Below are 9,436 nucleotides of genomic sequence, written 5' to 3'. Positions count from 1 at the left end.
TCTCCCTTGTCTTATGCAAGTAGCGAGTTGATCGCACGAACCTCTCCAACCATTTGGGATGTTCTCATTGCTATTGCGGGTGGGATAGCAGGTGTCATTGGTTCAAGAAAAAAAGAAGCAAACAATATCGTGCCAGGAGTAGCCATTGCAACAGCTCTGATGCCACCTATCTGCACTGCAGGTTATGGTTTAGCTAATGGAAATGTACGATTTTTATTTGGGGCTCTCTATCTTTTCTTGATCAACTGTGTCTTTATCATGCTAATCAATATTGTTGGAACAAGAATTATGATGAGACAATCTCCCTTAAGTTCATTTAAAGAGCTAAACATGAAAATGAGAATTGGGTTGATATCCTTGATTGTATTATTGGTTCTTCCAGCCAGCTATTCAGCAGTCACTCTGACGATGGATCAAGCACGAAAAGAAGGAATCAAACAGTTTGTAGGAAAAGAGTTCGCCAATCATACGGTCATTAATCAAGTCTACAAGTCAAGGAATAATGAATTGGTCTTGACGGTTGTTGGAGATCCGATTTCAGAAGAAGAATTAGAAACCATTCGCCAAAAACAAGCCTCTTACGGTATTCAATCTGTTCAATTGAAAGTCAATCAAGTCCATAATTCGACAAAATTAGATAGTGAGACGACCAAGGAATTTTACGAAAACATTGACAAGTATATCGATCAAAAACTCTCTGAAAAAGATTCACAAAACGATCTCGTAAAAGAAAATAAAGCAGACAAGGATTGAGGATAGTCAACTTATCTAACTCATGGAAGCAAATCTTAGGAGGATATCCTATATCCAAAAGTTAATGGATAGAAAGGATTGTTGATAAGGATACTATTTGTGGTGGTTTGACCAATCACTACTAGCTCAGGTTAAACAAAATAGAAAAAGCAACAACTGAAATAGTTGTTGCTTTTTCTTACTAAAAAATATTTCTCAGACTGTGATCGTTTTATTTCTCAACACGAGATTTATTTGCAATATCTGCAAGAATCAATTCTACAAATGCATCTACCGGCATGGTTTCTGTTTCTTTTTGACCATAACGGCGAACGTTTACAGCCTGCTCTTCCATTTCCTTGTCACCAACGATTAATTGGTAAGGAATTTTTTGAGTTTGAGAAGCACGAATCTTGAACTGCATTTTCTCATTGCGTTCATCCACATCGGCACGAACACCGCGATCACGAAGTTTCTTAGCCACTTCCCAAGCGTAGTCTACGTGTTTTTCGTTCGATACTGGGATAAGGGTTACTTGGTGTGGCGCAAGCCAGGTTGGGAAAGCTCCCTTGTAGTTTTCAATCAAGATCGCAGTAAAACGTTCCATGGTTGAGATAACCCCACGGTGGATCATGACTGGACGGTGTTCTTCCCCGTCTGCTCCAATGTAATGAAGATCAAAGCGTTCTGGAAGCAAGAAGTCCAATTGGATAGTTGAAAGAGTTTCTTCTTTACCAAGAGCTGTTTTCACTTGGATATCCAATTTTGGTCCGTAGAAGGCTGCTTCCCCTTCAGCTTCATAGTACTCAACACCCATATCATCAACGGCTGCTTTCAACATGCGTTGAGCATTTTCCCACATTTCATCGTTATCAAAGTATTTGTGTTTGTCTTCAGGATCACGGTAAGACAAGCGGAAACGATAATCTGTCAAGTTAAAGTCTTCATACACATCGATGATCAATTGAAGGATCTTCTTGAATTCTTCCTCGATTTGTTCTGGAGCCACAAAGGTATGACCATCATTCAGAGACATTTCACGCACACGTTGAAGTCCTGTAAGGGCACCAGATTTTTCATAACGGTGCATCATACCGATTTCAGCGATACGGATTGGCAATTCGCGGTAAGAGTGCACATGGTGTTTGTAAACTTCGATGTGGTGAGGACAGTTCATTGGACGAAGAACAAACTCTTCTCCATCCCCCATATCCATTGGTGGGAACATGTCTTCACGGTAGTGATCCCAGTGACCTGAAGTCTTATAAAGTTCTACAGAAGCAATTGGTGGAGTGTAGACGTGTTGGTAGCCTGCTGCGACTTCTTTATCAACGATATAGCGTTCCAACTCACGACGGATCGTCGCACCATTTGGCAACCAGAATGGAAGACCTTGACCAACTTCTTGAGAAATCATGAACAAATCAAGCTCTTTCCCAAGTTTACGGTGGTCACGCTCTTTAGCTTCTTCACGCATTTGAAGGTAGTTCTTCAAATCTTTCTTGTCGAACCAAGCAGTACCGTAAATCCGTTGCATCATCGCATTGTCGCTATTACCACGCCAGTAAGCACCTGCCACATTCAAAAGGTGGAAGATTTGGATACGACCAGTTGATGGGACGTGTGGGCCACGGCAAAGGTCCACGTATTCACCTTGACGGTAGATGGTCAAACCACCTTCATCTTCAGAGTGTTCTTCGATCAATTCCAATTTGTATGGATCATTTTTGAAGATTTCACGCGCTTCATCCTTGGTCACTTCTTCACGAATAGATGGGAAGTTTTCTTTCACGATTTTCTTCATTTCTTCTTCAATACGAGGAAGGTCTTCGTTAGAGATTTGACCCGCTTGGTTGTCTGTATCGTAGTAGAAACCATCTTCGATGGCTGGACCGACACCCAAGTGGATATCTGGGAAGAGGCGACGAGCTGCTTGGGCAAACAAGTGTGCCGCTGAGTGACGCAAGATTGGAAGAGCATCTTCGTGATCAGGTGTCACGATTTCAATGCTTCCGTCTTCAGTGATGGCACGAGTTGTGTCAATTAATTTGCCATTGAATTTACCAGCAAGGGCTTTTTTAGCCAAAGAATTGCTGATAGATTGGGCAATTTCAAAAGTAGTAACGCCAGATTCGAATTCACGAACAGCGCCATCTGGGAAAGTAATCTTAATCATGATTTTCTCCTTATAAAGTTTTTAGTAGCTAAATGGGTGGGAGGTGTCTTTGAACATTGGAATCGTCACTCCTTTTGATGTCTTCATTAAGAAATCAAAAAAGCGACCTCCTCGAAAGGACGTCGCAACGTGGTTCCACCTTCATTTATGTTCCTCAAAAAAGAGGGACACCTCTGATTGGCTCTAACGTAGCCACCGTTTTATGTTTACATAAAAGAATCACGAGTAGTCCCAAACCTATCCTCTACGCGATTTCCAGCCCCACGCGCTCTCTATCAGATTTCCTAGATTTGATATGTCTCTGTCAGTTATTATAGCACGATTGAAAAATTTTGCAAGAAAAAGTTTCGTTTTCAATCAAAGAAATGCGTGATTTTACGGATTTTCTTCACTTGTTTTACCGAAGCCTTCATCATCTTCACAGATCCATTGACCGGAAGAGCAATCACCTTGGTCGGGATTTTCACAATGGTCTTAGACATCCGCTTAACCCGACTTTGCTCAGGATTCAAATCATTTGAAAAGTCTTTCGAGATGATTTTATCCAGGTAAAATTCGTAGACCCGACGACCAAAGGTTGCTGCAGAAATATCATCAATCTTTTCTGCCCACTTGGTCTCATCGATTGCAGGCATCTCGTCAATCGCTTCAAGAATCGCTTGTGCCAGATCGCTCTCTTCATAAAAGAGCTTTCCAAACATAGGGTCATCAATCACATGATCGAGATAAGGATTGCCATGAGCGATGATCGGGGTACCACTTGCAATACTCTCTAAATAAGTCAACCCTTGCGTCTCACTCGTTGAAGCTGAAATAAAGAAGTCAGCCGCTTTATAGTAGAGAGCTGTCTCATTTGGTGGGATCATCCCTGTAAAGACAACCGCATCTGAAATCCCCAGTTTCGCCGCTTGTTTTTTCAAATCATCCAAATAAGGACCATCCCCAGCCACAATCAACTTAACTTTAGAATTGGCTTGAAGGACATCAGGAAGGGCCGCAATGACAGCCTGAATATTTTTTTCATAAGAGACCCGCGACAAGCTCAATAAAAGCGTTTCATCTTCTGCGACTTCATATTTTTCACGAAGAGCGGCTGTCTCTATCGGAGTGATTTCTGGCCGGTCAAACTTGGCCAAATCAATCCCTGTCGGAATAATGCGTTTTTCTGCCTTGACCTTGTACTTTTGGAGCAAGTCATAGACGATCTCGCTTGGGCAGATGACACCGTCCAGATCATTCATATAACTTCTCACAATGTATTTGACCATACTTGGGCGAATGACCATGCCTCTCGCAATATAGCGGACATAGTCCTCATACTGGGTATGGTAGGTATGAATGACTGGAATCCGCAACTCGCGTCCAATCCAAACTCCCAAAAGGCCTAATGAAAACTCAGTCTGGGTATGGATAATATCCAACTGGTATTGCTTGGCAATGGCAAGTGCCTTTGAAAAACCACGATAAGCAACGCGGCGGTCCTTAAAGGCGAAGAAAGGCACACTTGGAATCCGAATAATCTGCCAATCTTCATAGCGGTTCACATCTTTATCCGTTGTCGTAAAGATAAAGACCGTGTGACCCAATTTTTCTAATTCTGTTTTGAGCGTCCGAATGCTGGTCGCCACTCCCGAAACTTGCGGGAAATAGGTATCTGTAAATAATCCTACACGCATCTTACATCTCCAAAACTGTTTGATAGGCATCGACCAATTGATGAGCCACTAAGTCGATCGAACGACTCTCAGCAACCTTGTAGCCAGCCTCCCGCTTATCTACTTGTCCGTTTAAGACCTTGTTCAAGGAATCCACAAATTCATCCACATTGTGGCACAATTCAGATGAGCTCTCGTCGATCCAGCCATTGTATACGGGAATGTCCCGCAAGACCGTGTGCTGATGACTAGCCAAAGCTTCTAAAACAACGATTCCTTCAGTTTCTTCATAAGATGGGAAGAAGAAAGCATCTGAACCCGTCATAGCCCCTTGGAAGACCGCTCCCTTGAAATAGCCAGGGAATTCCACATTACTAGGATGATCCTTTTCCACTATGCGACGAATCTTACGCGGAATGATCCATTTGTTAATAGATCCGAGCCAAATAAAGCGCACATCCGGCATGCGACGGGCCACTTCTACGAAATCTTCAATCCCTTTGCGTTTAAAATACAGACCCGCACAGATAACAACTTTTTGGCCTTCTTGGATATTAAAATGCTTGCGAAAGACTTCTTCTTTTTTCGGATCCTTCTTGTATTTTTCCAAATCAATTCCATTGGAGACCGCGATAATCGGTGTGGTCACCCCATAAGACTGAATCAGGTGTTTAGAATATTCAGATGGCGTGATCACATAGTCTGCCTTTTGGTACATGTGAGCCAAATACTTTCCAAACAAGGGCGCAAAAAAGTTAGACCCGATAAAGGAATTTTCAAAATCCTCACGGGTTGAATGGCCATGCATGATGACTTTCTTTCCACGACGCTTTGCTGCATGGAGCAAAAGGAAACTCCGTGGGCCATAGGTATTGATATGCACCACATCATAATCTCCTAAAATATCTGTCGTATACGGAATCCCAGCCAAATCAAGCGCATGCATTTGATGCTGCAAGGCTCGACCAATTCCTGATTTTTGTAATACGGATTTTCCTTCTAAATACAGTAAAACTTTCATACCTTCTATTATACCGAAATAAAGAGTGCCCAGCAAGTCTCTACCTGTTTGCAGTATAAAAAAGAGGCTAGAACAGTTCTGTTCGAAATTTAAAATTCTATTTTATTTATATACGATATACAAAATCCAATTGCGATTCTGTTTTTCCTCAATTTTTGAAAAACCAATACTTGTTAGTAACTGACTAAATTCATGACTTGTACGATAATCTGTCATATGATAATGTATTTTTTCTTTTTCAGAAGCAATTATCAAAGTAGAATTGCTGGACAGGACTCTATAAACTTCTTGAAAACTCTTTTTTATATCCTTCCAAAAAATATGGGTCTGAATAGCAAATATTCTATCAAAATAGTTATTTTGATAAGGCATATTCTCCACATTTCCAATCTTAAGTTGGACACTACCTTTTCTTATGGAATCTGAATGAACACGTTGGGCAGTTCTATATGATTCCTTAGAAATATCAATACCATGAATCTCAAGATTTTTATTTAAAGCAAGAAGGTTCTTGATAGTACTCCCGCCACCGTAACCAATTTCTAAAATTCTATAATTATCTGAAATAGTAGTCTGTTTAATCGCCCAAAGACTAAGTTTTTTAAAATAGAATGACCATATTTTTGTGATGACTCTACCAATAAGACCACTAGGTTTTTGAGACTGCTTAATAAGAAATTCAGTTAACATTAAATATCTTCCCTCAATTATTATAAGTTTGAAATATCATTAATTATATTTCAAACTTAATTGTATTGTAAATATCAGATATCGTCAAGAATTAATGAAATAATCTGAGATAAATTTCAAAGTTGTGCTATAATTGATATCAAATGGAGTGTTCAAATGAATCAATATCAAAAAACAACAGAAAAAAAGAAGCAAGCTATTATTCAGTCTGCTCTTTCTTTATTTAAAGAAAAAGGGTTTAAAGAAACAAGTATACAATCAATTGCAAAAGTCGCAGAAGTTTCTCCTGTGTCAATCTACAATTACTTTGATAAGAAAGATAATTTAGTAGCTTTATGTATTAATGAATTGTTTAAAGACATCATACAAGAAGCTGAAAACATTCTACTCAGTAATATAGATTATAAATCAAAATTAAATCAAGCCTTAGCTTTATGTCAGAAAAAAATAAGCCAACAGATTTCTAACTACTTTCAAGAAAAAACGTTAGAGGATCCTACTTTTACGAAACTTATGACAAAAGCGATAGATGAGAAAAAGCGTGAAATATATCGTGCATATATTGAGCTAGGTAAAAATGAAAATATAATTGCTAAAGATTTGTCAACAGAGGTTATTTTAAACGTCATGAGTGCTCTCAATAGCACAGGAAATCATCTATCTCCAAATAAAAACATAGAAGACGAAACAAAACAAATTCATCATATTTTGTTGTATGGTATTTTAACAAACTCTAGAACGATTTAATTGTAACTTACACATCAATATTTGAACCAACACTCATTCAATTTCACTTCATCATTACTTATGATTAATGACACATATAAAAAGAGGCTAGAACAGTTCTGTTCTAGCCTCTTAGACTAGTAGACACGTCTTCCCATGTCGAGACTCTAGTCTACTAATCCTTATTTTTTGGTCGTTCCACGTTGGTTGATCGTATGAGACAACAGTACTTCGCGTTCTTCCAACTCTTCTTTGTGCATGATCTTGGTCAACATACGCATACTAATCGCACCAAGGTCATACAAGGGTTGGCCAATCGTTGATAGATTTGGACGCGTGTAACGTGTTACTTGTGAATCATCACTAGTAATGATTTCAAAGTCTTCTGGTACTTTGATACCGTGATCAGACAAGCCATTCAAGAGACCTGCAGCCAATTCATCACCTGTCACAAAAGCAGCTGTTGCTTTTGACGCAATGATGCGTTCTGCCAAGTTGTAACCTTCATCATAACGGTATTTCGATTCAAAGACAAGCCCTTCGCTATAGCTCAATTTTTTCGCTTTCAAAGCTTCCTTATAGCCTGACAAACGAATTTTTCCATTGATATCATCCACCAATGGGCCACTTACAAAAGCAATTTTCTTGTTGTGTTTTGCCAATTGTGCAACAGCATCCACTGTTGCTTGCTTGTAGTCGATATTGACACTTGGTAATTGGTGCTCAACATCCACAGTTCCAGCAAGGACCACTGGTGTACGTGAGCGTGAAAACTCTGAACGAATCTTTTCTGTCAAATGATAGCCCATGAAAATGATCCCATCTACTTGTTTAGAAAAGAGGTTGTTCACAACTGAAACTTCTTTGTCATCGTCTTCATCACTATTTGCAAGGACGATGTTGTACTTGTACATTTCCGCAATGTCATCGATCCCCTTAGCCAATGTAGAGAAATAGCTATTCGTGATGTTTGGAATCACAACACCGACTGTTGTGGTTTTCTTGCTAGCAAGACCACGCGCAACAGCATTTGGACGGTAATCCAAGCGTTCGATCACTTCCAAAACTTTTTTACGTGTATTTTCTTTAACGTTCTTATTTCCATTCACTACACGACTAACGGTTGCCATTGAAACCCCTGCTTCACGGGCGACATCATAAATTGTTACTGTATCGTCTGTATTCATAAGATTTCCTTTCATTGTTGAAAATTTCGTTTTCACTCTCTAATTAATCCTATTTTATCACTTATTGTAAACACTTTCAAGCATTTTGGTAAAATTTTGTAAACTCTTGCTTTTTTGGGGAAAATTTGACAAAATAGATCCATAGAAAGAAGGTAGCATTATGTCTAAATTAGATCAAATCGTCGATTTTCTTGAAACTGAAAAAACAGATGTCGCTGTTGTATCCGATCCTGTCACCATCAATTACCTGACTGGATTTTACAGTGATCCCCACGAACGTCAACTCTTCTTGTTCGTCTACACTGACCACGAACCACTTCTCTTCGTTCCTGCACTTGAAGTGGAACGGGCGACTGCAGTTGTCGATTTCCAAGTGGTTGGCTATGTGGATTCTGAAAACCCTTGGGAAAAGATTAAAGGGGCTATCGCAAAACCAGATGCTAAAACCGTTGCACTTGAATATGATAACTTGATCCTGACCAAATACAATGGCTTGCGTACTGTCTTTGAAAAGGCTCAATTCACCAACTTGACACCACGGATTAACCGGATGCGCTTGATCAAATCTGCTGATGAGATCCAAAAAATGTTGGTGGCTGGTCAATATGCAGATAAGGCTGTCAATATGGGATTCGACGCCATCTCACTAGATAAAACTGAAACTGATATCGTAGCAGAAATCGACTTTGGTATCAAACGCTTGGGTTATGAAATGAGCTTTGAAACCATGGTCTTGACTGGAAATAATGCAGCTAACCCACACGGAATTCCTGGAAGCAACAAAGTCGAAAACGATGCTCTCTTGCTATTTGACCTTGGCTGTATGGTGAATGGTTATGCGTCTGATATGACTCGTACTGTTGCAGTTGGAAAACCAGATGATTTCAAAAAAGAAATCTACCACTTGACGTTAGAAGCTCAACAAGCAGCCATTGACATGATCAAACCAGGTGTAACAGCACATGACGTAGACCGTGCTGCACGGAGCGTCATTGAAAAAGCTGGTTATGGTGAGTACTTCAACCACCGCCTCGGACACGGGATCGGAATGGACGTACATGAATTCCCTTCTATTATGGAAGGAAATGACATGGTACTTGAAGAAGGCATGTGCTTCTCAGTCGAACCAGGAATCTATATTCCAGGTAAAGTCGGTGTCCGTATCGAAGATTGTGGTTACGTCACAAAAGACGGATTTGGACTCTTCACTGAAACCAGCAAAGACTTGCTTTACTTTGACTAAGCCTTT

The 9,436-nt window shown here is 39.9% G+C and carries 8 protein-coding genes; 3 read left to right on the top strand and 5 right to left on the bottom strand.

Going from position 1 to position 9,436, the window contains the following annotated elements:
* A partial coding sequence (locus tag I2E70_RS06975) for a DUF389 domain-containing protein (RefSeq protein ID WP_195424176.1) occupies positions 1-753 on the top strand: 753 nt, incomplete at its 5' end.
* A gap of 211 nt (positions 754-964) precedes the next feature.
* Here I2E70_RS06975 and thrS read toward each other — a convergent pair.
* From thrS to I2E70_RS06955, 4 genes are all read right to left on the bottom strand, one after another.
* Positions 965-2,908: a threonine--tRNA ligase gene (gene thrS / locus I2E70_RS06970; protein ID WP_070595233.1), complete on the bottom strand. Its 1,944-nt coding sequence runs from the start codon at positions 2,906-2,908 to the stop codon at positions 965-967.
* Positions 2,909-3,261: 353 nt separating this feature from the next.
* Positions 3,262-4,584, bottom strand: coding sequence for a glycosyltransferase family 4 protein (locus I2E70_RS06965; protein ID WP_195424174.1), 1,323 nt, complete (start codon positions 4,582-4,584; stop codon positions 3,262-3,264).
* Position 4,585: 1 nt separating this feature from the next.
* Positions 4,586-5,584: a glycosyltransferase family 4 protein gene (locus I2E70_RS06960; RefSeq protein ID WP_195424172.1), complete on the bottom strand. Its 999-nt coding sequence runs from the start codon at positions 5,582-5,584 to the stop codon at positions 4,586-4,588.
* 102 nt (positions 5,585-5,686) lie between these two features.
* The gene (locus tag I2E70_RS06955; RefSeq protein WP_049485661.1) at positions 5,687-6,274 is read right to left on the bottom strand and encodes a class I SAM-dependent methyltransferase; all 588 of its coding nucleotides are present in this window, start codon (positions 6,272-6,274) and stop codon (positions 5,687-5,689) included.
* Between the two features lie 156 nt (positions 6,275-6,430).
* On the opposite strand from I2E70_RS06955, the gene I2E70_RS06950 reads away from it, so the two are divergent.
* Positions 6,431-7,021, top strand: a complete 591-nt coding sequence (locus tag I2E70_RS06950; RefSeq protein WP_024055141.1) for a TetR/AcrR family transcriptional regulator — start codon at positions 6,431-6,433, stop codon at positions 7,019-7,021.
* 161 nt (positions 7,022-7,182) lie between these two features.
* Here the strand turns inward: I2E70_RS06950 and ccpA are convergent, their stop codons facing one another.
* Positions 7,183-8,187 (bottom strand): catabolite control protein A, encoded by a 1,005-nt coding sequence (gene ccpA, locus I2E70_RS06945; protein WP_049507478.1) that lies wholly within the window; start codon positions 8,185-8,187, stop codon positions 7,183-7,185.
* 160 nt (positions 8,188-8,347) lie between these two features.
* Between ccpA and I2E70_RS06940 the strand changes: the two genes are divergently transcribed.
* Complete coding sequence (locus I2E70_RS06940) at positions 8,348-9,430, top strand: M24 family metallopeptidase (protein ID WP_003005548.1); 1,083 nt, start codon at positions 8,348-8,350, stop codon at positions 9,428-9,430.
* Positions 9,431-9,436: the final 6 nt, after the last annotated feature.

Source organism: Streptococcus parasanguinis (assembly GCF_015556095.1).
GTDB classification, from domain to species: Bacteria; Bacillota; Bacilli; order Lactobacillales; family Streptococcaceae; genus Streptococcus; species Streptococcus parasanguinis_Q.
Note: the sequence above shows the minus strand (reverse complement) of the source record. Positions and strands in the feature narration are given on the sequence as shown.

Excerpts from the sequence above, each read along its gene's own strand:
- thrS (WP_070595233.1), bottom strand. The coding sequence starts at position 2,908 with ATGATTAAGATTACTTTCCCAGATGGCGCTGTTCGTGAATTCGAATCT.
- I2E70_RS06965 (WP_195424174.1), bottom strand. The coding sequence starts at position 4,584 with ATGCGTGTAGGATTATTTACAGATACCTATTTCCCGCAAGTTTCGGGA.
- I2E70_RS06960 (WP_195424172.1), bottom strand. The coding sequence starts at position 5,584 with ATGAAAGTTTTACTGTATTTAGAAGGAAAATCCGTATTACAAAAATCA.
- I2E70_RS06955 (WP_049485661.1), bottom strand. The coding sequence starts at position 6,274 with ATGTTAACTGAATTTCTTATTAAGCAGTCTCAAAAACCTAGTGGTCTT.
- I2E70_RS06950 (WP_024055141.1), top strand. The coding sequence starts at position 6,431 with ATGAATCAATATCAAAAAACAACAGAAAAAAAGAAGCAAGCTATTATT.
- ccpA (WP_049507478.1), bottom strand. The coding sequence starts at position 8,187 with ATGAATACAGACGATACAGTAACAATTTATGATGTCGCCCGTGAAGCA.
- I2E70_RS06940 (WP_003005548.1), top strand. The coding sequence starts at position 8,348 with ATGTCTAAATTAGATCAAATCGTCGATTTTCTTGAAACTGAAAAAACA.